Genomic DNA, 22,501 nt, shown 5'->3' on the forward strand with positions numbered 1-22,501 from the left:
GCGTGAGGACCAGCTTACTATCCGAGACGTCGAATTTGCGCTTCATGCTTTGCCCGTCAAGATTGCGGACCAGGGAAGACTCGACAGTGATGACGAAGGTCTTGTCCCGGTCGTTGATGGCGACGGGTCCGTAATAGGCTTCGTAGCCATTCCTTGTGTAAGGCGTGTCGGGCGCCTTGGCCTCGGGATTCTGCGCCTGTACCGAGAGAGTGCCGGCCTCGGTGAAAATAACCTGACCGGAATACGGTACGAGCTTGAGGTTTCCACCCGCGCCGACTTCTAGCGACGTCATGCGCCACGCGCCGACGATCGGGGACTCCCCGCAATGGGCCGGCGTGGCGGCCGAAAGCGCGAGCGCAAAGGCGGCGATCCTCCATCTCATCGTCATATGTCTTTGTTCCTTATCTGATGTGAGCGCGAACGGGCTGTCCTCCCAGTCTTCGTTCACACGGAGAGCATGACCTTGATCGCGCGGCGCTCGTCCATCGCGCGGTAGCCTTCGGCGACCTCGGCCAACGGCAGCTTGAGGTCGAAGACTTTGCCGGGCTTGATGCTGCCCTTGAGTACGCGGTCCATCAGGTCTGGCAGGAAGCGGCGAACCGGCGCCGGGCCGCCCAGCATCCGCTTCTGGCCGAAGAACAGTCTTTGGCCGTCGAAGCTCACGCCATGCGGTACGCCGACATAGCCGATCGTGCCGCCGGGCCGCGCGCAGGCCAGCGCCTGGTCGAAAGATTCTCCCGTGCCGACGCATTCCAGCACGGAGTCCGCGCCGACGCCCTTGGTCAGCTCCTTGATGCGCGCAATGCCTTCCTCGCCGCGCTCGGCCACGATGTGGGTCGCGCCGAATTCGCGGGCAAGGTCCTGACGGCTCTTGTGGCGGCTCATGGCGATGATGCGCTCCGCGCCCAGCTCCCTGGCCGCCAGCACACCCATCAGGCCGACCGCGCCGTCGCCGACGACCACCACCGTCGACCCTTCGCGGACCTCGGCCGCGTCGGCCGCATACCAGCCGGTGCCGAGCACGTCGGACACAGCCAGCAGGTCAGGAATCAGTTCGGCCGACGGCACCTCGGCAGTGGCGACCAGTGTGCCATCGGCCAGCGGCACGCGGGCATAAGGCGCCTGCGCGCCCGACATCAACTCGCGCTGCACACAGGACGACTGGAAACCGAAGCGGCAATGCGGGCAGATGTTGTCGGAGAGGCAGAACGAGCCGACGACGAACTGGCCGGGACGCACCGTGCGCACCTCTGCACCGACCTCGACGACGATTCCGCAATATTCATGGCCCATATGCATGGGACCGTCTACGTTTTGGAGCCCTCTATAGGGCCACAGGTCCGATCCACAGATGCAGCTTGCCGAGAGCTTGATGATGGCGTCCGTCGGGCGCAGGATTTTCGGATCGGCGTCTTCCTCGCAGCGGATGTCGCCAGGCTTGTAAAGAAGGGTTGCGAGCATTTTGCTTTCCTTTCGATCAATCGACGTCAGGCGCCGTAGTCGGCGTCGCTGACATGTTCCAGCCAGTCCACCACCTTACCGTCCTTGACCTCCTGGAGAGCAATATGGGTCATGGCGGTCTGCGGCGACGCGCCGTGCCAGTGCTTTTCGCCGGGCGCGACCCAGACGACGTCGCTGGGCCGGACCTCCTCGATCGGGCCGCCCTCGCGCTGGACGCGGGCGAGGCCGGACGTGACGATCAGCGTCTGCCCAAGCGGATGCGTGTGCCAGGCGGTGCGGGCGCCCGGCTCGAAAGTTACCTGCGCGCCCTGCACCCGCTCGGGGTCGAAGGGGTTGAAGAGCGGGTCGATCCGCACCGTGCCGGTGAACCAATCAGCCGGCCCCTTGCCGGAAGGCCTCGTTCCAGCGCGAACAATGTCCATGGTGATCTCCTTTGTGTCATCAAACGCGTTCGATGCGGAGCGAGCTCGCCGCGAATGTGCAGGGCCTGTTCGCCCTCGTCGAATCGGCCGAGCCTGATCAGCCCGGGATGGCGATAGTCGGCGTAGAACATTGCCAAGTTGCCCCAGGGCATGAAATAGCAGAGGTCATAGGGCTGCTCGTTGGCGAACGGACCGCTTCCCTCCTCCGTTAGCTTGCGCGGCAGATAGGCGATCTTCTCGTTACGCGCGTAGTCCTCGATCTTGAGGTCCAGCGGCAGCATGGCGAAGAAGTCGCGCGCCGACGGATTGTCGTAGAGCGTCGCGGTCATTGCGCGGCCGTTAAAAGTCATCCTTATCTTCATGTCGGTGGGCTCCCGGCTGGCTGGGGCCTTGCCCTCTTGGCTGGCGGCTGCGCGCGGCGAGGCCGCCACCGCGAGCGCGGCGCCGAGCAATGTCCGGCGGCTGAGCGTCGCATGCTCGATGATCATTGCGAGGATCTCCGGGCTATATGCGCTGCGGCGAAGGCGGCGAGCGCCGATCCGCAGAGCAACATCGAGGCAAAAGTGAACGCTCCCCACCAGCCGACCGTATCGAAGAGCGTGCCGCCGAGGGCCGCGCCCCCGGTGATGGCGAGCTGGATGACGGCGACCTGCAGCCCGCCGCCAGCCTCCGCGTCGTCCGGCAAAGTGCGGCTGAGCCACGTGCCCCAGCCAACGGGCGCGGCCGTGCCGAAGAAACCCCAGGCAACGAGCAGCAGCGCTGTGGGAACTGGCGAGGCACCGAAGGCAACGAGCGCAACTGCTAGCGCGGCCATGACCAGAGGGATGATTATGAGAATGCCGAACAGGCGCGTCCGCAAAAGCCGGCCGACGCACCAGGTACCGAGGACCCCCGCCAGCCCCATTGCCAGCAGGATCGCCGAAAGCGCGGCGATATCAAGCTGGGTGACGCTCTCGAGGAAGGGGCGCAGATAGGTGAAAAGCGCGAACTGGCCCATGAACAGCATCATGATGGACGCCATGGCGATGGCGACTGGAAGACGGCCCAGCAGCGCCAGCGGATTGCCTGGACGTTTCCTCTGGCGCGGGGGCAGCGCAGGAAGGCTGATCCACTGCCAGACCAGCGCCAGCAGACCGAGCGGCACGACGAGAAAGAAAGCGCCGCGCCAGCCCACATAGGCGCCAAGAAAGCTGCCCAGCGGTGCGGCAATCGTGGCGGCAAGGGCATTGCCAGCGTTCAGCATGGCGAGGCCCTTCGGAACCATGTCTTGCGGCATCAGGCGCATGACGATCGCGGTCGACATCGACCAGAAGCCGCCGATGGCGATTCCGAGCAGCGCGCGGCCAACCATGAGGGACGCGTAATTCGGCGCAAAGGTGACAGCGAGCCCGGAGACGATGAGGAGAAGGGTAAAGCCGGTCACGACCAGCCGGCGGTCAATCCGGCGCGTGAGGCCGGCAACCAGCAGGCTGGTCACGACAGCGAAAGCACCCGAAATCGAAATCGCCTGTCCGGTGCGGCCTGCGGTGATGTCGAGATCGGCCGCGATCGGGGAGAGCAGGCTCACCGGCATGAATTCCGACGCGATAAGCACAAAGACGCAAAGCGCCATCGAAAGCACCGCACCCCACGCGGCGCGGTCTTCGATGAATCGGGTGTCGTAGGTCGTTTCCATTAGTTGGCATCCCTGCAACGCAGCTGGGCGGATCAGTCGCCTTCTTCGTCGCCATGCCCGGAATATATCGCGAGGAACCCATTCTATTAGTCTGAGTAATTCGCATGGACTTATCTGCTTATGATATAAATGTCCGATTGGAGGTGACCCATGCAGCGCGATGGCATGAAAGATCTGCTCTGGTTTGTGGCTGTCGCCCGCGAGCGCAGCTTCACCAAGGCGGCGGCCAAGCTCGGTACCTCGCAGTCGACCCTAAGCTCGACAATCAAGGATCTGGAAGCTCGTCTTGGAGTCCGTCTGCTGACGCGCACGACGCGGAGTGTCGCCCCGACCGAGGCCGGCGAGCGGCTTTTCCAATCTCTTGTTCCCCGCTTCGAGGAAATCAAGGCCGACCTTGCAAGCCTGGTGGCCTTTCGCGACAAACCCTCCGGAACGGTCCGCGTCACTCTGTCCGACCATGCGCTCCAGACGACTGTCTGGCCGAAGCTGCAGCCCGTGCTAAGCGACTATCCCGACGTGCGCGTCGAGCTCTACAGCGACAACGGCATGAAGAACATTGTGGAGGAGCGCTTTGACGCAGGCGTGCGGCTCGGCGAGAGCATCGACAGGGATATGATCGCAGTGCGGATCGGTCCGGATTGGAGGCTCGTGGCCGTGGCTTCGCCAGAGTACTTTGCCCACCATCCGGTGCCAACCGCACCCCAGGATCTGGTCGATCATGACTGCATAAACATGCGACAGGCGACCTTCGGCGGATTGTATGCCTGGGAATTCGCCAGGGATGGGCGCGACCTTCGCGTGCGGGTGGAAGGCCAACTCACCTTCAATTCGTCCATACCCATGATCGAGGCTGCGATACGCGGTTGCGGGATCGCCTATGTCCCGGAAAATCTCGTAAGCCACCACATCACCAGCGGACGCCTCAGGCTGGTGCTTGACGACTGGAGTCAGCCATTTGCGGGCTATCACCTCTACTACCCGAGTAGGCGGCAGCTCTCGCCTGCGATGGCCGTAGTCGTCGAGGCGCTCCGACATCGCATCTGACCCCAAGCCAATCCACTCTGACTTCTACGCTGCGGACAGCTTGCCTTGCGCTGATTCGGTGAGGGGACGACGCGGACGTATTCTAGATTAGGGCGGGCGGAAACCCGCTCCGTAATTGCGCTACAACTCGTGCTGCAGCTCCAGATTCGGCGACAACAGCGGAATCGGACCCGGCGAACGGCTGCTATCCCCATCAGGCTCTCCGAACCAGACAGTCTGCAGTCGGCCCGAAGCTGCCTGTCCGAAAAGCGCCCTCATTTCAACCGTCGCATGGCTCGTTCAGGTCCTCCTGAAAGCAGCCATGGTTGGGCCCCGACCTCCACCTGTCTTCGTCATGGGACGCGGACGACCATCTCCACTTCGAGTTGCAACATTGGGGTAAAGAGGGACTGCACCCCCAACACGGTGAGACTCGGCATTGTTCCGGCAAGCATCGCTTGGATCGGTGCATAGGCCTCGAGAAAGCGCTCTGTTGTGCCATCGACAACATAGATGCGGAGCATAACGATGTCGTCTGTCGAGGCGCCTAGTTCTTGGAGGGCAGCCTTCAAGCTATCGGCAATGAGCTCCGCTTGGCCACCTACTGTCTCTGGCACCGCCGAGCCGTCGAGCGGGGATGCAATCTGCCCCGACAGGTAGGCCAACTGCCTTGCCTGGGCGACGCTGATTTGTGAGTGACCGTTCGCGGTCGAATCCCACATCGTTGACGGATTGTGACGAACCACCGGGGCGGTATCGCGAGGGGACATGGCGGACATAGCTATTCTCCATCGTGTTTGCTTGACGCGCGACTGGGAACGGGAGGTGTTCTGGCGCTACAATTCGCGATATAAGCGACCTATTGGGGAATGTGTGTCCCCACACAACGGACGGGGGATACCTGTTGCGAGACGAACTCGATATCGGAGTCATCCGGGCGTTTATCGCTGTGGTGGACGCTGGCGATTTCACGTCGGCTGGGCGAGCGCTGCGCATAACGCGATCGGCTGTGGGGAAGGCCGTTATCAGGCTGGAGGAGCGTCTTGGCGCAAGGTTGCTTAACCGAAGTACGCGCCGAGTTTCGCCCACTTCGGACGGCCTGCTTTTCTACGAACGCTGCGTTTCGCTGCTGGCAGATCTGGAAGAAGCAGAGGCGGCAGTCCGGCACCGTGAGCAAAAGCCCCGTGGCACGATAAAACTGTCCGTTCCTGATGCCTATGGCCGGCTACGCATCTTGCCGGTTCTGCAGGAATACCTCCTCCAATGGCCAGAGATCAGGGCAGAGGTGACATTTTCCGATCGCATCAGTGACCTCGTTGGTGGCGGCTATGATCTCGCGGTTCGCATAGGGGGACTTGAATTCAGCACCGGCCTTGTGAGCCGCGTCATTGATCGGATCGATGGAGTCCTGTGCGCCGCGCCGTCCTACCTCTCCAAACGCGGCCAGCCAGACAACCCCGAAATGCTAAACGAACATGATCATCTGGCATTTGGCCGCGACGGCCACTTAATGGCCTGGTCGCTTCAGGCCGGTGATGAACTGGTGAAAGTTAGGCATGCGCAAGCGAGAATGGTCATGGATAGCGCCGATGGCCTGCGTGCCGCAGCGATTGGGGGACTCGGCATCGCCAGTCTGCCAAGCGCAATTGTGGCGGCCGATCTCGAAGCGGGAAGGTTGGTCCCCCTTCTGGCAGAGTATCAAGGTGAACCGCTACCGGTATACACGCTCTATCCAGATCGTCGCTATATGCCCTCGAAGGTCCGAATGCTCATTGATCTGCTCGTTCAACGTCTGGCGCAAAGCGGGAAAACGACGGATTTGTGAGAGCCCTCAGCGCATCTATGCCTTCTCAACAGGGCTGACCGCTTTTGGCCATTTGGCCGGGCTCGTTGAACGACCGAATTGGGGTCGTATGGAGAACGGCAGCTTATCTCAAATGCCTGCCGAGACCTGACAGTCCGGTTACGGCCCCAAACGCGACGTCTAAGTACTGGCTTGGTACTTTGCGCAACGTGGCTGTTCTGGCGTTGAGCCGAACGGCAGCTTCCCACCCATCCAAATCAGCCGGTTGCAGCCAGTTGGCAGCCAGCGGGCGAGATCGCTGACGTCGCGAGGCCAGATCAACGGCCGACCGGTTTGTCGTGGCGAGGCGCTCTACTACCGGGCGACTTTCAATTTTCACGGAGCTCAACCCCGTCAACGATAGGCGGGCAGCTGCCGGGGCGGGACCTTTTGTCAGCAGATAGTGTGATCGCGTTGCAGAGTACCTCTGCGGACCGTTGCGCCGGTGCTATGCTGTGCCGGAACTCATCAGACGGCAAGGATATGAGGCATGCCCGGAGTCACCCGCCGTACGCTTCTTGCGTTGACCGCAATTGCGTCTGTCGTTGAACCGACGTTTGCAGAGGAGGAAGGTACCTCAGCCGAATTGCAGGCTCTGATCTCAGCCCATGAGACTACTTATAATGCACTCCATGCGGTTGTTCATCGAGCGGGCTGCAGCCGGCACGACCGTATGAGGGCAGACCAACTTGAAGAGCAAGCATTGCTGGCTATCTGCTCCTATCCTGCGACCGGTCGGCGCGACCGCCTGGCCAAGGCCGCTTGACTGTTGAGGCACGGGGCGAGCTCGACTTGGATAGGCACATACAGGCCATCTTGCACTCCATGATGCGGGTCTTTCCAGGAAGCTCGATCAGACTGCTGTTCGCTTTCAGACCTGCTGTGAATGCGGACTTGGGTCAGATCTAGGCGTCAGCGAACGTCAGCTTCTGACCCCCGAAAATTGACGTACGTCTTCCACGACGCAACGGCGCTTTTCAGCTTCGCCGTTTCCTGAAAGCTGACTGTCGCACGAGAACGCGCTGGAGGTCGTGGTGGCTCCATGAGCCGTAATTTGGCTCTTCCGATTGCAGGCTACATTGGCTTGCATAGCGGCGATCAATAAAAGCGAAAACTGCTTCTCAAACAGAAGTTCAAAATTCTTGCCCGCCAACAGCCTGCCCCGACATTTTCTAGTGCCGGCCTCTAGAACGCTCAGACCCGCGATGGGCCCGCTAGTGTGTTGTACACTAATATACCAATTTCGATTGACACTCTTTCGCTAGGCGTCAAGATAGTTGCTAGGGGAGTTTTGGGAGAATGACGTGCCGTCAAACCGGGGCTTGAGGGTTGGGCTCGTTGGCACCGGCTTCATGGGCCGTACCCATTCTAATGCCTATCATCAGGTGCGGCGCTTTTTTCCCGAGGAAGCGGGYGCGGAATTGGTGGCGGTCTGCTCACGCGACGAAGCCAAGGCCCGGGATTTTGCCGCCCAATGGGGTTTCGGCTCGCATGTGACGGATTGGCGCAAACTGGTCGAGCGCGACGACATCGATCTTATCGACATCGCCAGTCCGAATGACACCCATGCCGAGATAGCGATGGCCGCCGCGAAAGCCGGTAAGATGGTGGCGTGCGAAAAACCGCTCGGAACCACGCTCGCCGAGGCGCGGCGCATGGTCGAGGTGGTGGAGCGTGCGGGCGTCGCCAATATGGTCTGGTATAATTACCGGCGGGTGCCCGCGCTGGCGCTGGCCAAGCAGATGGTCGAGGAAGGGCGGCTCGGCCAGATCTTCCACAGCCGCTTCAAGTTCCTGCAGGACTGGACCATGTCGGCGGATCTRCCACAAGGCGGGCCGGGTACGTGGCGGCTCGACGCCAGCCGCTCAGGGAGCGGCGTCACGGGCGATCTGCTTGCCCACTGTATCGATGCGGCACTTTGGCTCGTCGGGCCGTTTGCCGAGGTGTGCGGCATGACCGAGGTTTTCATCCGTGAACGCATGCATGCGCTGAGCGGCAAGCGCGAAGCCGTCACGGCGGAGGACGCCGGCCTTTTCCTTGCCCGGTTTGCCAACGGCTCGCTCGCAAGTTTCGAGGCGACCCGCTTCGCGCGCGGCCACAAGGCGCTTTTTACGCTGGAAGTGAACGGCGAACACGGCTCGATCGCATGGGATTTGCACGACCTGCACCGGCTTCAGTACTTCAGCCACCATGACGAAGCCGCCCTTCGCGGCTGGCGCACTATTCACGTGTCCGACAGCGACCATCCATACATGAAGGCCTGGTGGGTGCCGGGCCTCCAGATCGGTTACGAACACACATTCGTACATCAGGTCGCCGACTTCCTTAGCGGCCTTCGCACTGGAGAGAAGGTTGTGCCCAACTTTCGAGATGGCCTTGCGGCCGACGCCGTGGTGGACGCGGTGCTGCGGTCCGCCCGGTCGCGGCGGTGGGCGACCATCGAGGAGGTTGCAGCGCCGGTCAATCTGGAAGGTGTCGGCTAAGGGTCGTCGCGTAAACCGCAGCCGTCAGAGCGCGGATAAACAGGCCGTTCGGACCGATTTCGGCTCGCACGGGGAAGGGAGAGAAAAGTGTCACTTCTGGAAGTCCGTGGCGTTTCGAAGAGTTTCGGGGCAATCCGCGCCCTGACGGATGTCAGCTTTACTGTGGAGTCGGGCGAGGTTGTGGGCCTGATGGGCGACAACGGCGCCGGCAAGTCGACAATGGTCAAACTGATCGCCGGCAACTTCCCGCCAAACGACGGTAAGGTGCTCGTCGACGATCAGGTTTGCGATTTCCACAAGCCCATCGAGGCGCGGGCCCAGGGCATCGAAGTAGTCTACCAGGACCTTGCCTTGGCCGACAACTTGACGGCCGCGCAGAACGTGTTCCTTGGGCGGGAGATCAAGAAGGGTTTCTGGCCATTTCGCATCCTCGACAAGCAAGCGATGATCGACCGATCGGCGGCGCTGTTTGCTGAACTCAAGTCAGAAACCCGCCCGCGCGATCTGGTTCGGAAGATGTCGGGCGGTCAGCGCCAGGCGGTGGCGATCGCTAGTACGCGTCTTTCCAGAGCCAAGCTGGTGCTGATGGACGAACCGACCGCGGCCATTTCGGTGCGCCAGGTCGCCGAAGTGCTAGAACTGATCCGGCGCCTCAAATCCCAAGGCGTTTCGGTGATGCGCCATTCAAGGACAAGATCGCCAAGAAGGAACTCGCCGTCGTCTACGCGGACACGCTGCCGACCCAGATCGACCAGATGAAGGAGGGGCTTTCGCAAGGCCAGGTCGGCCAGCGGGCCCTTCGAAATGGCCTACAAGACGATGATGGCGCTGAAGGACATCAAGGATGGCAAGCCCGCTCCGCAGGACCCGACCTAATACCGGCCTTGATGTGTGCACGCCCGAGACTGCAGATACCTGCATCGCCAAGTAACGGGCTCACAATGACCCAAGTCGAGGCGGACACTTCCCGCCTCGACTTTCCACCAGGGGTCCGGACAAGGCGCATTGGACTCGTTCTCGCACCGGATGCCAAAAGTTGGATATCGAAGCCATACGCCTGAAACGCGGTGTCGCGTTGAGCGAACAGGTTTACCAAGTCGTGCGCGGGCTGATCGTCAGCGGCCGCATGCGGCCGGGAGAAGCTGTCATCGAGGCGACGCTCGCAGCGCGGCTCAGCGTGTCGCGCACGCCCGTGCGCGAGGCGCTGAAACGCATCAGCGACGAGGGTCTGATCGACGTCTTTGCCCAGAACGGCACATTCATCGCGCCGATCAGCCGCAGGGCGCTCGAGGAAGCCTACGTGATTCGCACGGCGCTGGAAGCGGAAAGCACCTCACGCGCGGCAGGTCGCTTGACCACGACGGCCGCCGAAGCATTCGCCGACAACATCGCCGCGCACGAACTCGCCATAGGGCGTCGTCATTTTGCCGAGGCGATCCGGTTGGACGACACCTTCCATCGCATGATCGCCGAGGTGAACGGACTGCATATGCTGTGGCGCGCCGTCGACATTTCCAAGGCGCAGATGGATCGCGGCCGGCATCTCGCCATACCCGAACCCGGTCTGGGTGCGGTGACGATCCGCCAGCACCGGCTAATCCTGGAGGCGATGCAGACCGGAGACGCCCCGCATGCGGCGCAATGCATGCGTGAACATTTGGCAACTTCACTCCGCAACACGCTCGAGATCGCGGCCGACTCAATCTCATGAAGGAATGAAACCTTGAACAATATCGACTTGAACGGCCAGACCGCCGTGGTGACCGGCGGGGCGCAGGGCATTGGCTTCGCCATCGCCCTGCGTCTGATCAAGTCCGGCGCGAAGGTAAGCTTGTGGGACAACAACAGCGGCGCGCTCGGCTTGGCGGTCGGCGCGCTCGGCGAAGGCGCCTCGGCCAAACAGATCGATATCACCGATCTCGCCGGCCTGTCGCGCGTCCATACCGAAGTCGAGAACGAGGTCGGTCCGGTGTCGATCCTCGTCAACTCTGCCGGCATCGCCGGCAAGAATGCGACCGTCGAGGATTATGATCCCGACGAATGGCGCAAGGTCGTCGAGATCAATCTCAACGGCACCTTCTACGTCAACAAGGTGGTGATCCCGTCGATGAAGGCGCGGAATTATGGCCGCATCGTCAACATCTCGTCGGTGGCCGGAAAAGAAGGCAATCCGAGCTTGTCGGCTTACTCTGCCGCCAAGGCCGGCGTGCTGGGGCTCACCAAGTCACTGGGCAAGGAACTGGCCAAATACGACATCGCCGTGAATGCCATCACCCCCGCAACGGCCAATACCCGGATCTTGGAAACACTCACGAAAGAGTTCATTGACTACATGCTGGTGCGCATTCCCCGCGGGCGCTTCCTGGAAGTTGAAGAAGCCGCCGCCATGGTGGCCTGGCTCGTCTCGAAGGATAACTCTTTCACGACGGCTTCGGTCTTCGACCTTTCGGGTGGCCGGACCACCTATTGAGGAAGCGACCATGCAGCGAATGGGTTTGTGCATTGGACTGAAGCCCGCCGTGATCCCGGCCTACCGGGAACTGCATGCGGCCGTGTGGCCGGATGTCCTTGCCGCCATCACGAGAGCCAACATTCGCAATTACTCGATTTTCCTCCGCGAGCCCGAGAACATCCTCTTCGCTTACTGGGAGTATCACGGCAACGATTTCGCCGCCGATGCCGCCGTGATGGCGCAAGACCCGGCGATACAGAAATGGTGGACGATCTGCGATCCCATGCAGGAGCCGCTCGAGACCCGCGGCGAAGGCGAGTGGTGGGCACGCATGGTGGAGGTCTTCCACCATGATTGACAGGGCCATTCGCAGCCGTTGCCTGTAAGTTTGCTTTCGGCGCGAGGTTCACATGAGATTTCGGTATCCGCATTGGGTCCCAAAGCGGGCTCTCTTCAGTAGAAGCGCACATGACCGCTTTGCGCCTTGTCGGCTGTTGAGATCAAATTCACCGGTCCTCAAAGCCGTCGTTCGGCTTGGGCGACATGATGTCCGGGTTTGGCCCAAGCGGACACGGGTCCACAGCGCCAGCCGTTGCCTGCGACGATCGAAAGGAGCGTGTTCGTGATGGTCGCACCGAAAGTCGTGGGACCTGGCGGCACAAAGACGCCTAGAGTGGACATTGCTGCCAATCTAAGATCACCGGGACAGAAGTTATTGAGCGTTGCCCAAGGCCTCGCGACAGCATCCCTAGTCGAGTTCGATGATGCTGCAGCCATAGGCCGGGAGCGACAGCTTACCGCCGCGTACTTTGCCATCGCCGAGCAGATCCTTGCCCGCGGGGACATTGCCTATGCTTGCCAGTTCGCCCAGCGTGTTGAGGATGAACAGCAGGCGGCGGTCCTTGCTTTCGCGGATCGTCGCCTCGACGCCGGCCGGCATGTCGGCGACGAGCGGGACGATACCGGCGGGCGCCAGCACCTGATCGGCCAGCACCTCGACCAGAGCATCGCTGAGGTACGTGCCGAGGTAGATCACATTGCCCTTGCCGACTTTGCGCGAAGTCATCGCGGCTTGGCCCTCGGCGAAGCGGCTGGCCCAGCTGCCGATAACCTCCGTGCCGGGCGCGACGTTAAGCAGCTCATAAAGATGCGCCGCCGTCACCTGCGCATTCCCGATCTTGAGCTCGTATTGGCGGCTCGCCGACGTCGCCGGCAGCTTCTTACGCACCGTGTTGGCGCCGAAGCGGCCGCCATGCTCGAACAGGCCCTCGCCGCCGATCGGCGTCAGCAACCCGAACTCCTCGACCGTGATCCCGGCCAGCGCCGAGAGCCTCTTACCCGGTGAGGTGTCGCGGATGACGTGGTTGTTGACGTCGCGTGATCCGGTGCGGCCGCCCAGGATTACCGTTCCACCCGCCTTGGCGAAGCCCTCGATCCGCGCCGTCCACGCATCGGTCCATTTCAGCCAATGCGGCACGTAGAGCGCCTTGAGCTTGCTGAGATCATCCTCGGGATGGATGAAGCCGCAGGCGATGTTGTGGCGGTAGCAATAGCGGTGCAGCAGCGTCGCATCGTCCTGGGGGCTCGGCATGCCGATAGGGCAGGAGCGGTGCATCTCCTGATTGTCGAAATCTGATCCGGCGATGCCCAAATCCATGCGCACATGCGTGCCGAGGATCTTGTCCTTGAGCGCCGTGACCTCACCCGCAAACTGCTTGGCCTCGTCATAGCGCCGCCGAGGGATGTCGTCGTGATCGATGATGCCCATCCAATAGATCTCGGCACCGAAATGCGCCGGCCGCCAGCGGAAGAACATCACGCCATCGGCGCCCCGCGCCACTGACGTATAGGCCATGCGGCGCATCTCGCCGGGTTCGGGCGTCAGCGTCGAGAAGTTCGGCTGCGCACCGAAGCCCGATTGCTGCTCGGGCACGATGAAATTGCCGGTGAAGCCGCGGCAGAGATCGAGACGCAGCGCCTGCGCCTCGCCGACGCTTCCGACCCGCTGCATCTCGTCATCGAGATGCGGGTAGATGTCGAAGCCGAGAAAATCGAGATCGGTCGAGAACTCGCCGCGGAAGTCAATGTCGTCGATCCGGCCCAAATTGTGGAAGACGAACCAGTCTGGATTGGTGGCGCGCAGGATCAGCACCTGATCGTGCTGGAACCGCGCCGTGACGAAGGCGAGGAAGCGGTGATAGTCGACCACATGGGTCGGCCCGACCGGGGCAGGAGCGTAGTCGAGGGGCAGCACCACTTGATCGAAATCGTCGTAGGCGGTGGCCCAGAAATGCCCGCCCCACGCATCGTTGAGCGCGGCGATGGTCTTGTACTTGTCCTTGAGGAAGGCCTGGAACTCGGCCAGAGTCACCGGACCGTAGGACAGCGATCCAGAGGTATTGAACTCATTGTCCGTCTGCCAGCCGATGATGTGCGAATTGCCGCGATAATGCTCGGCCATCGCTTGAGTGATGCGCTTTGAATGCTCGCGGAACACGCCGCTCGCAAGATTGGCATGCTGGCGCGAGCCATGGCACATGGCGCGGCCATTGGCATCGACGCGCAACACTTCGGGATAACGCGCCGTCAGCCAGCGCGGCGGCGTCGCCGTCGGCGTGCACATGATGGTCTTGATGCCAGCCTTGCCCAGCCCATGTATGGCGCGGTCGAACAAATCGAAGTCGAACGTCCCCTCATGCGGCTCGAAGATATGCCAGGCGAATTCCGCAAGTCGCACCGCGTTGAAGCCCGCGGCTGCCATGCGGTCGGCGTCGCGTTGCCAATAGCTCTCATCGACATGCTCCGGGTAATGCGGGGTACCGACGAGGAAAGTGTCGGTCGCGATCGGCCGCCAGACAGAGAGCGGGGCGGATTTCGAGGCAGTCGTCATAGTCGGAAAACTCCAGGCGATAGTTCTATTTGATGGCGCCGGCGGTGAGGCCGCCCTGCCAGAACCGCTGCAGCAGCAGGAACACCACGATGACCGGGATGATGCTGACCAGCGCGCCGGTGATGATGATCGAGAACAGCACCTGTCCGCCGCCACCGCCCTGTTGCGCGAGCTGATACCAGGTCGCAAGGCCCACCGTGATCGGCTGATACTCCGGTGTGCGCAGCACGATCAGCGGCAGGAAGTAATTGTTCCAGGTCCCGACGAACGAGAGCAGCGCCACGGTCACCATACCCGGCGCCACCAGCCGCAGCACGATGGCGCGGAAGATCACGAACTCGCCGGCGCCATCGAGACGCGCTGCGTCGAGCAGTTCGTCGTCGACGCCCTGCTCGATATAGACGCGCATCAGATAGACGCCGATCGGCGAGATCATCGAGGGCAGGATCACGCCCAGCGGATTGTCGCTGAGTCCCGAAAGCGCCAGCAGCAGGAAGGTCGGCACGACGAGGGCCGTCTGCGGGATCATCACAGCGCCCAAGACCAGCGCAAACAGCAGATTGCGGCCGACGAATTTGAATTTGGCTAACGCATAGCCTGCCGCGGTAGCCAAGATCGCGGCACCGAGCCCGGCGACGGTCGAATAGAGTAGGCTGTTGAACATCCAGCGCAGGAAGACGCCGTTGTCGCGCGCCAGAAGATCGCTCAGATTCTGCCAGAGGTTGAACTCGGTGCCGAAGCCGAAGCCGAACGTGGTGAACAGGTCGCCATTCGTCTTCGTTGCCGATAGGACCAGATAGACCAGCGGCATGAAGCTGTAGAGGAGGAACAGTGACAGCAGCAGCGTGAGCATGATCCGCGAGCGCCGCCTTTCGCCGGGCCGGCGCCTGGCAGCTTCGAAAGTGGCGATGTCGGTGGTCGCAGTCATCATTGCTCCGGCCGACGGCGGTTGGCGATCAGGGTGAAGATGTAGGAGGCACCGGCGATCACGATGCCAAGCACGAACGAAACGGCGGCCGCATAGCCATACTGCTGGTTCTTAGTCGCCAGAGAATAGGCATAGAGGTTCGGCGTGTAGCTCGAATTGATGGTGTTACTGGCGAGCGCGCGCATCAAGTACGGCTCATTGAACAGCTGCAGTGTGCCGTTGATCGAAAAGATAATGGTGACCAGGATCGCCGGCCACAGCAGCGGCAGCTGGATCAGCCGGGCAAATTGCCAGGGCGAGGCGCCGTCCATCCGCGCGGCCTCGGCGAGGTCCGACGGGATCGCCTTCAGCGCGGCGTAGTAGATCACCATATTGTAGCCGACATATTCCCACGTCACGATATTGGCCAATGAGAAGATCATCGCGCCCGGCGATAGGAAGTCCGGCGGCGGCAGGTTGAACGCCTTGGCCATCTGCGTGAACGGGCCGAAGGTGGGGCCGTACAGATAACCCCAGATGATCGTCGCGATCACGCTCGGCACAGCGTAGGGGAGGAAGAAGCCGAGCCGGCAGACTCCCTTGGCATAGACCTGACCACGATCGAGCACGATGGCGAACAACAACGCCAGGGCCAGCATGATCGGCACCTGCACGATGCCGAACAGAACGAGGTTCCACACGCCGCCCCAGAATTTGGCGTCGTCCGCGACCTTGATGTAGCTGGCTGCACCCGCGAACTGCCGTCCGCCCACCAGCGTGTCGCGGTAGAGGCTCATGTAGAACGCATAGACCAGCGGCGCGACGATGAAGGCGATAAACAGCAGCATGAAGGGCGCCAGGAACAGATAGGGCGCGAGCTTTCGTGACGTAAAACCGCCCAATCGCGCTGGGCGCGTCGGTGCGGTTGGCGAATTCGACATTGCCATGGGTCCCCCGTCCGGCAAGATGAAGAGATCGGGCGCGCCGATCAAGGCGCGCCCGGCCGGTGCCCGGGAGGAGTTAGGCCACGGTGAAGCCTTGGTCCTTCGCGTAGGTAACCACGGCGTCCTGGACGCGGTCGAACGCATCCGAGAGCGTGCCCTTGCCGCTGATCGAGGCGCCGAATTCATCGGACATCGACTGGTAGAGGAAGCCTTGGAACGGGCTCCACTCAAACGGCGCCACGGCACTCGCCGATTTGGCAAACACTTTGTTCACCTCCTGGCCGCCGAAGAATTCCGGCTTGGCGCTCGCCCATTCCGGGCTCGACAGCAGCGCGTTGGTGCAGGGGAAGAAGTTTTGCTTGGTGGTGTAGAGCTTTGTGGCTTCGGGATTCGTGTTCAACCAGATCGCGACTTCGGCGGCCTCGGGCAGATGCTGGGTCGCTTTCATCACGGCCAGCGATGAGCCACCCCAAGCGCCAGTCACGAACTTGCTCGCGTCCCACTGCGGCAGATCGGCGGCACGCCATTTGCCCACGCTGGTCTTGGCGACCGAGGTCAGGAACAGCGGACCCCAGCCCGCAGCGAGCCAGGTGGCATAGCGACCCGAGTCGAGGCCGGTGTACCACTCATTGTTGAAGCCCGGCTTGGTCTCGATAACACCCGCGGTGATAAGGTCCTGCCAATAGGCGGCGAAGTCCTTAGCAATCTTGTCGTTGATCCTGATCACGAGCTTGTCGCCATCGCGGCTAACCGGCTTCCAGCCCATCGGCCACAACAGACCCAAGACCCAGTCGGCGTTGGCTCCGAACGGCGCGTCGGTCATGAACACAGTCGGATCGGCCGCATGGATCTTCTTGCCCGCATCGGCAAACTCGGCCCAGGTGGTGGGCGGCGTGATCCCATGCTTGTCGAAGATGTCCTTGCGATAGAGCATCGCCATCGGACCGTAATCCTGCGGCGTGGCGTTGACCACATCGCCCATGGCGACCTGCGCCCATAGGCCTTCGGGGAACTCGCCCTTATGGGCATTGGCGTACTGGCCGATGTCTGCGAGGGCGTCGACCTGGCGGAAGCTCTCGAGGTGCTGGTATTCGATCTGGGCGACGTCCGGCAGGCCGCTGCCCGCCTGCACGCCCGCGCGGAGCGCGTTATACAACGGGTCCCCCTGGCCGGGATTCACGAGTTCGATCTGGATGCCCGGATGCGCGGCGTTGAACATGTCTACCTCAAGCTGGAGATTCGGCACCCACGACCACACAAGCACCTTGACGGGCTCGGCAGCGCGAACTGCCGCAGGCAGACCCGCTACCGCAACGCTCGCACCCGCAACTTTCAAGAAGTCACGACGCTGCATCATCCGCCCAAGCGGATTGAAAATCTTCGTCATTGAAGTCCTCCCACGAAAGATACGCTCCCACACGACGCAGGGCGCGGGTTTTCTTTCAGTTAGAAACTTAATGCCGACATACAGTCGCTGTCAATTGCGATCGATTGATCGTCAGTCGGCCATCACGAGGCTGTCGGCAGGGTTGAGGGTCGTCGCATCGAGCACCAGGCGCACCGCTCCAAGCACGATGTCACGGTGCCCCAGCGCGCCTATCACGAGGCGCGGCGGGTCGTACACATTGCCCTTGATGCGATGCCGCAGCACATCGAGCACCAGATCACCGCCGCCGACGATCCGGCCCGCCAGTACGATGATTTCGGGATTCATGAAGGCAGCAACGCTGCCCACCGCCATCGTCGCATAGTCGAGCAGTTCGGTCACGACTGGCGCGATTTGGTCCGCCCGCCGGTCGGTGACGGCAGCCAGGGTGAGCTTTCCCGCCGCATACTGGGTGTTGGCCTCTTCGAGCATCTTGGTCGCCTGTTCGGGGATGCCGAAAAAGCGGAGCGATTGCTTGTCGCCTAAATGTTCGAACGGCCGCCCGGTGAGGAGGGGGTCATCGAGATACCAGCCGAGCTCGCCCGCCGCATGCGAGTGCCCGCCATAGAGCTTGCCGTCGATCACTACGCCCGCGCCGGCACCGGGCCCGATCGAGAGGCTCACGACACTGTCGGCGCCACGCCCGGCCCCGAATCSCCATTCGCCCACGGCGGCGAGGTTGCGCCCGTTCTCGATGACGATGGGCATCTGAAAATGTTCGCTGAGCCGCGCCCGCAACGGCATGTCGCGCCAGCCGAGCCCGAGCGTCAGCACTACTTCGCCCTCCGGCTGCCTGACGATCGAGGGTAGGCCAATGCCGATGCCGCGAATGGTCTGGCCGCGCGGGCGGGGAACCGCCATCAGCCGGCGGATCAGGCCGACCAGCTTCTCGAAATTGCGCTCGCCATCATCGTCGGCGGTCTCGTGCATTTCGGTCTGCACGACGCCCTCGAGATTGGCCACGGCGCCATAGAACTCGCCCTTGCCGGCCTCGATGCCGATGATCGCATGCGCCGCGCCGCGGAACTTGATGCGTGCCCGGGGACGGCCCCGGACATTAGGCTCGTCAAACCCGTCATACGCCACCAAATCCTCGGCAATCAGATCCTCGATCACCCGCATCACCGTCGGGATGCTGATGTTCAGTCGCTCGGCGAGGCTCGAAGGTGATGCCACTCCGTCGGTGCGGATCAAATCCACCACGGCCGAACGATTGAGTCGGCGTAACAGGCTCGACGTCGTGGGCTGGCGCTTCATTCATGGACCAGTTGCAAAAGGCCGGCGGACCGGCAACGAGCGTCGGCATAGACCAGAACCGTGCCAGAGTCCGCCTTTTTCTAGTTGTCGCTCCGCAGTGAAAGCTGCCGTGGTAGTCCGTTCGATGATTGCGGCGATCACCGGCGTGCGCCCGAGCCCTCCGGTGTCATTGCGCTTACTCGTGCAAATGACTGCCACCGGTTGCTTCAATCGGTTACGAGCTCGTCCGCCTTTAGCGCGGAACCGTCATCAATGACCGCTATTGGCGGCGGGTTCAACCGATCGCTGCAACACACTCAGCGAACTTCTCCGCTGGGGTCTGATAGAGCAAGGTCTTTCTGGGGCGTCCGTTGAGCCGCCACGCGGCAACGCACTGTGAGATAAACTCTGCCGCTTCCTGTTAGCCGAAATTGCAATCGGACCCGCTAACAATCGTGGTTGCGTCCTTAGAGCATCGTGGTTCAGACCGCAGGCGGATTAGAACGATCGGCTCATCGCTGCTGAAAATCGGTGACCTATATAAAGGGGCATGTCCGCGCGCCGAAAAATCAATGCAACAGCGAAGCTGATTGGAGAGTGGCCTTTAACCCCGGCTGCGACGCTTGGATCGTCCGTCAGAGCGAGGGGTATTTTTCTCGAAATACGCGCCCGCCTTCCAACAGAGTTCAGGAAACTGCTCCATATCGAGTCCCGCGTGCTCACCCTGCGCCTGTCTGAGGGCGCCGAAAATGATGTGCAGGTGGCAATGGGGATCGTATCCAAAGCACTGCAGAACATCGAAGAGCTGCCCGTAATTCCCCGTGAAATCGAGGACATTCTGACGATCTCGACGGCCGAACGGCACCGCTGGCTGAAAGATGGTCGCTTGCAGAGCGCCGGGACGAAAAAGGTGAAACTCCGCGGGCGGGCAAGGAACATCACCTTTCACGTGTTCGACCCGCGGCACGTGGAGGATGTGCTTGACCGCGACCTGGTTACGGTCTGGCGCGAACAGGACGCAGCGACAGCTGCAGACAATAGGCGGCGAGCCGCTGGGAAGGCCGCTATGAAACGCGCTCAAAGAAGCGGTCGCGGAATTGCAGCTTCAGCTGCCTATGGCCCCGATGAGAACTCGCACTCCCGTTTGCGCGGCTGGGAAGATTTTGAGAAGGACGGGCTCCTGCGCTGACAGGCCGGGCGCACAAGCAGTTTAGGACGTTTGCCTGCGCCGTGCGAGATGCGCAAGGAGGGCCGGCAAACGCATCGCATTCAGGACCCGCTTCGCGGGGACACCGCCCTTGCGCGCCATTTCGACACCCCAATGCATGTGGTCGAGCTCCCGGATCGAATGAGCGTCCGGATTGATGCTGAAGATGCAGCCCTGATCGAGTGCCTTTTGATGCCAGCGCCAGTCGAGGTCGAGTCGCCAGGGATGAGCGTTGATTTCGACAGCGATGCCGTGTTTCGCACACGCTTTGAGGACTTTGTCGACGTCGAGATCATAACCGGGCCGGCGCAACAGCTGGCGTCCGGTCATGTGCCCGATGATTGTCGTCCGAGGATTTCCGATCGCCTCGATGATACGCTCCGTCTGTTCCTTCTTTGGCAACTTGAAGCGGCTGTGCACGCTGGCGACAACGAAATCGAACTGCTCCAGGATATCATTCGGGTAATCGAGCGAGCCGTCCRCCATGATGTCCGCCTCGATGCCCTTCAATATCCGAAATTTTCCATCGTATGCCTTGTTCAGCCGGTCAGCTTCGCGGTGTTGTTCAGCAATTTCCTGCAACGAAAGGCCGCCTGCGTAGTGAGCGGACTGCGAATGATCGGCGACACCATAGTATTCGAACCCGCGCCTGCGCGTGGCTTCAGCCATTGCCTCAAGCGTTTCGGTGCCGTCGGATGCGGTCGTGTGAGAATGCAGGATGCCATGCAGATCTTCATCCCGAATGAGGGCGGGTAGCTTCTGCTTTGCCGCTCGCTCAATCTCGTCCCTGCCTTCGCGCAATTCAGGCTCGATAAACTGCAGGTTTAGAGCTTGGTAGATTTCTTCCTCTGTCTCTGACGCGATCAGCTTTCTGCCGCGGTGAAGCCCGTCAGCCTTAAGGGTGAATCCCTTGTCGGCCGCGAACGTCTTCAGTTGCTCAAGGTGGTCTGCCGAACCGGTTGCTTCGAGCAGGCTCGCGCCAAAGTGCTTCCTGTCCGTGACAACAAGCCTGAGGGTTGTATCCTCGATACTAGTCGACTTTCTGCCCTGCGCTACCAGGGCGAAGTCGGAAACGAGCTCGCAACCGCGCCGGAAGTCACCTGCAATTTCGACGCGCGAAAACTCTGGATGCGCTTGCTTCACCGATATGACCGCATGTTCGAGAAGGGCGGCGGCCTTGTGCAGGTGAAGTTGCGTTTCGCCGCTTCGCACGATGGCCAGGTTCTGCAGGAGCTTTGTCTGAAGCGCGGCGCCGAGGCCTTTGACTGGGCGTATGCGGTCTTCTCTTGCTGCGGCCTCAAGCTCCGCCAGCGAGTTCACGCCGAGCGCCTGATGAAGCTTCAGTATCTTATCGGGACGAAGGCCGGGTATGGCAAACAGCTCCATCACGCCCGCTGGAACATCCTCGCGCAGCTTCTCAAGGCTTGGGTGCGTGCCGGTTTGGTGAAGTTTGGTCACGATGTCTGCGATCGCGTCACCGATCCCCGGGATCCTAGTGAGGGCGCCGGCGGCAATGATCCGATCAAGCGGTTGCGACAGCGCCATCAGACTGTCTGCCGCGCGCAAGTATGCCTTTGTGCGATAGGGATTGTCGCCGCGCATAGACGCCCGTTGCGCATATTCCCTCAAAAGACTGGCGACAGTCCTCGGATCGATTTTTGCCATGGCTACAGCCAAACGAAGCCGATCTCCGCAGGTTCCAATCAGGCAAGGCCATGAGCGCCGCGTTGCCCTTTAAATCCCGGCTTTACTGTCTCCTCCCGCGTCGGACGCTACAGACTGGGCAAGGATTGGTCAGCGCGACCCCATCCCGCCAGAGCTTTCGAGGCTGCGCGTGTCTTTAATTGAGGAGCATCGCCCACGTGGAAATGAGAGGGGGAATCTATTGTCTTCATCTCCGCGCACGTGATCGGTGCTGCGACAGGAGCGCCCGGTCGTGATCTTGCGCTGTAGGGCATGATAGCGGTCGCCCCGCGCTGATTGCGTAGATAGTCCACAAAGATACGACCCTTGCGGCGCGCCTTTGACAAAACGGCCGTGAAATGGGCCGGATCGCTCTGGGCGACCGCTTGGGCCAGGCGTCGTGTTGACAGCGGCTGGTCAGAGCGACAAGCCGCGATCAAACGTGGACAATCCTATGTGGCCCGCTTCACCGAAATGGGACTGCAACACAGCTACCAAAATCGTGTGCGAGCGTGATGGCGGTTGCTCAGTGGCTGAGGACCACACGGGATTTGTGCTGAACTACGGCAGCAACGAAGCTGAGTTTCCGGCCAGCAATGTCAGGATCAAACGCCACTATCAACAGACCGTGCAGGGGAGCCCTTTGCAGCAGGAAGTTAAGGTTGAACTGGCCGACAATCGCGTTCTTTGGCTGACGGCCGTGGATGCCAGCCGCACTTATTCGCAAGCGTGGGTCGGCGCATTGAGCGAGTTGAAGGGTGGCGCGGTACTGATGGTATCAGAGGGCGTCTATTGTATGCCACACAAGTGAGTGCGCCGAGAGGGAAGGCGAGCGAAGGACGATATGGT

At 61.5% G+C, this 22,501-nt stretch carries 22 protein-coding genes and 1 pseudogene; 9 read left to right on the forward strand and 14 right to left on the reverse strand.

Features of this window, described 5'->3' with window-relative positions:
• From AC1DZP_RS30140 to AC1DZP_RS30160, 5 genes and pseudogenes are all read right to left on the reverse strand, one after another.
• The coding region (locus tag AC1DZP_RS30140; protein ID WP_477307439.1) for a lipocalin-like domain-containing protein at window positions 1-388 on the reverse strand (388 nt) is incomplete at its 3' end.
• A gap of 56 nt (window positions 389-444) precedes the next feature.
• The gene (locus tag AC1DZP_RS30145; protein ID WP_477307441.1) at window positions 445-1,461 is read right to left on the reverse strand and encodes a zinc-dependent alcohol dehydrogenase family protein; all 1,017 of its coding nucleotides are present in this window, start codon (window positions 1,459-1,461) and stop codon (window positions 445-447) included.
• Between the two features lie 26 nt (window positions 1,462-1,487).
• The gene (locus AC1DZP_RS30150) at window positions 1,488-1,883 is read right to left on the reverse strand and encodes a (R)-mandelonitrile lyase (RefSeq protein ID WP_457153445.1); all 396 of its coding nucleotides are present in this window, start codon (window positions 1,881-1,883) and stop codon (window positions 1,488-1,490) included.
• A 19-nt stretch (window positions 1,884-1,902) separates the two neighbouring features.
• Window positions 1,903-2,371 (reverse strand): annotated as a pseudogene (locus tag AC1DZP_RS30155) (cyclophilin-like fold protein).
• The gene (locus tag AC1DZP_RS30160) at window positions 2,368-3,558 is read right to left on the reverse strand and encodes an MFS transporter (RefSeq protein WP_477307443.1); all 1,191 of its coding nucleotides are present in this window, start codon (window positions 3,556-3,558) and stop codon (window positions 2,368-2,370) included. Before AC1DZP_RS30160 ends, AC1DZP_RS30155 begins: the two are co-directional and overlap by 4 nt.
• Window positions 3,559-3,708: 150 nt before the next feature.
• Between AC1DZP_RS30160 and AC1DZP_RS30165 the strand changes: the two genes are divergently transcribed.
• Window positions 3,709-4,602, forward strand: coding sequence for a LysR family transcriptional regulator (locus tag AC1DZP_RS30165; protein ID WP_477307445.1), 894 nt, complete (start codon window positions 3,709-3,711; stop codon window positions 4,600-4,602).
• A gap of 332 nt (window positions 4,603-4,934) precedes the next feature.
• Here AC1DZP_RS30165 and AC1DZP_RS30170 read toward each other — a convergent pair whose 3' ends face one another.
• Complete coding sequence (locus tag AC1DZP_RS30170; protein ID WP_457154942.1) at window positions 4,935-5,360, reverse strand: RidA family protein; 426 nt, start codon at window positions 5,358-5,360, stop codon at window positions 4,935-4,937.
• Window positions 5,361-5,485: 125 nt separating this feature from the next.
• Here AC1DZP_RS30170 and AC1DZP_RS30175 point away from each other — a divergent pair, with 125 nt between their 5' ends.
• Window positions 5,486-6,406, forward strand: a complete 921-nt coding sequence (locus AC1DZP_RS30175) for a LysR family transcriptional regulator (RefSeq protein ID WP_477307447.1) — start codon at window positions 5,486-5,488, stop codon at window positions 6,404-6,406.
• Between the two features lie 940 nt (window positions 6,407-7,346).
• On the opposite strand, the gene AC1DZP_RS30180 is transcribed toward AC1DZP_RS30175, so the two are convergent.
• Complete coding sequence (locus AC1DZP_RS30180; protein WP_457155697.1) at window positions 7,347-7,577, reverse strand: hypothetical protein; 231 nt, start codon at window positions 7,575-7,577, stop codon at window positions 7,347-7,349.
• A 151-nt stretch (window positions 7,578-7,728) separates the two neighbouring features.
• Here AC1DZP_RS30180 and AC1DZP_RS30185 point away from each other — a divergent pair, with 151 nt between their 5' ends.
• The 5 genes from AC1DZP_RS30185 (at window position 7,729) to AC1DZP_RS30205 (ending at window position 11,717) form a co-directional block, all read left to right on the forward strand.
• On the forward strand, window positions 7,729-8,907 hold the full coding sequence (locus AC1DZP_RS30185; RefSeq protein ID WP_477307449.1) for a Gfo/Idh/MocA family protein: 1,179 nt from the start codon (window positions 7,729-7,731) through the stop codon (window positions 8,905-8,907).
• Window positions 8,908-8,994: 87 nt separating this feature from the next.
• Window positions 8,995-9,666: an ATP-binding cassette domain-containing protein gene (locus AC1DZP_RS30190; RefSeq protein ID WP_457153244.1), complete on the forward strand. Its 672-nt coding sequence runs from the start codon at window positions 8,995-8,997 to the stop codon at window positions 9,664-9,666.
• A gap of 277 nt (window positions 9,667-9,943) precedes the next feature.
• Window positions 9,944-10,618 carry a GntR family transcriptional regulator gene (locus AC1DZP_RS30195; RefSeq protein ID WP_457153243.1) on the forward strand — a complete coding sequence of 225 codons (675 nt, stop codon included), beginning with the start codon at window positions 9,944-9,946 and terminating at the stop codon, window positions 10,616-10,618.
• A gap of 12 nt (window positions 10,619-10,630) precedes the next feature.
• A complete protein-coding gene (locus AC1DZP_RS30200) occupies window positions 10,631-11,377 on the forward strand; it encodes an SDR family NAD(P)-dependent oxidoreductase (RefSeq protein ID WP_457153242.1) in 747 nt (248 codons plus the stop codon).
• Window positions 11,378-11,387: 10 nt separating this feature from the next.
• On the forward strand, window positions 11,388-11,717 hold the full coding sequence (locus AC1DZP_RS30205; RefSeq protein ID WP_457153241.1) for an L-rhamnose mutarotase: 330 nt from the start codon (window positions 11,388-11,390) through the stop codon (window positions 11,715-11,717).
• Window positions 11,718-12,107: 390 nt separating this feature from the next.
• Here the strand turns inward: AC1DZP_RS30205 and AC1DZP_RS30210 are convergent, their stop codons facing one another.
• The 5 genes from AC1DZP_RS30210 to AC1DZP_RS30230 form a co-directional block, all read right to left on the reverse strand.
• Window positions 12,108-14,249 carry a beta-galactosidase gene (locus tag AC1DZP_RS30210; protein ID WP_457153240.1) on the reverse strand — a complete coding sequence of 714 codons (2,142 nt, stop codon included), beginning with the start codon at window positions 14,247-14,249 and terminating at the stop codon, window positions 12,108-12,110.
• 25 nt (window positions 14,250-14,274) lie between these two features.
• Window positions 14,275-15,177, reverse strand: a complete 903-nt coding sequence (locus AC1DZP_RS30215) for a carbohydrate ABC transporter permease (RefSeq protein ID WP_457153239.1) — start codon at window positions 15,175-15,177, stop codon at window positions 14,275-14,277.
• The gene (locus AC1DZP_RS30220) at window positions 15,177-16,097 is read right to left on the reverse strand and encodes a carbohydrate ABC transporter permease (RefSeq protein WP_477307453.1); all 921 of its coding nucleotides are present in this window, start codon (window positions 16,095-16,097) and stop codon (window positions 15,177-15,179) included. Before AC1DZP_RS30220 ends, AC1DZP_RS30215 begins: the two co-directional genes overlap by 1 nt.
• Window positions 16,098-16,176: 79 nt before the next feature.
• Window positions 16,177-17,487 carry an ABC transporter substrate-binding protein gene (locus AC1DZP_RS30225; RefSeq protein WP_457154143.1) on the reverse strand — a complete coding sequence of 437 codons (1,311 nt, stop codon included), beginning with the start codon at window positions 17,485-17,487 and terminating at the stop codon, window positions 16,177-16,179.
• 111 nt (window positions 17,488-17,598) lie between these two features.
• Complete coding sequence (locus AC1DZP_RS30230) at window positions 17,599-18,783, reverse strand: ROK family protein (protein ID WP_477307455.1); 1,185 nt, start codon at window positions 18,781-18,783, stop codon at window positions 17,599-17,601.
• A gap of 529 nt (window positions 18,784-19,312) precedes the next feature.
• On the opposite strand from AC1DZP_RS30230, the gene AC1DZP_RS30235 reads away from it, so the two are divergent.
• A complete protein-coding gene (locus AC1DZP_RS30235; protein ID WP_457154145.1) occupies window positions 19,313-19,951 on the forward strand; it encodes a hypothetical protein in 639 nt (212 codons plus the stop codon).
• 21 nt (window positions 19,952-19,972) lie between these two features.
• On the opposite strand, the gene AC1DZP_RS30240 is transcribed toward AC1DZP_RS30235, so the two are convergent.
• Together AC1DZP_RS30240 and ligD are read right to left on the reverse strand one after the other, a co-directional pair.
• Window positions 19,973-21,634 (reverse strand): PHP domain-containing protein, encoded by a 1,662-nt coding sequence (locus tag AC1DZP_RS30240; protein ID WP_477307457.1) that lies wholly within the window; start codon window positions 21,632-21,634, stop codon window positions 19,973-19,975.
• 107 nt (window positions 21,635-21,741) lie between these two features.
• Complete coding sequence (ligD, locus tag AC1DZP_RS30245; protein ID WP_477307459.1) at window positions 21,742-22,092, reverse strand: non-homologous end-joining DNA ligase LigD; 351 nt, start codon at window positions 22,090-22,092, stop codon at window positions 21,742-21,744.
• Between the two features lie 89 nt (window positions 22,093-22,181).
• Here ligD and AC1DZP_RS30250 point away from each other — a divergent pair, with 89 nt between their 5' ends.
• Window positions 22,182-22,463, forward strand: a complete 282-nt coding sequence (locus AC1DZP_RS30250; protein ID WP_477307461.1) for a hypothetical protein — start codon at window positions 22,182-22,184, stop codon at window positions 22,461-22,463.
• Window positions 22,464-22,501 lie beyond the last annotated feature (38 nt).

The sequence above is a fragment of the Mesorhizobium sp. P2_F8 genome (assembly GCF_056403655.1).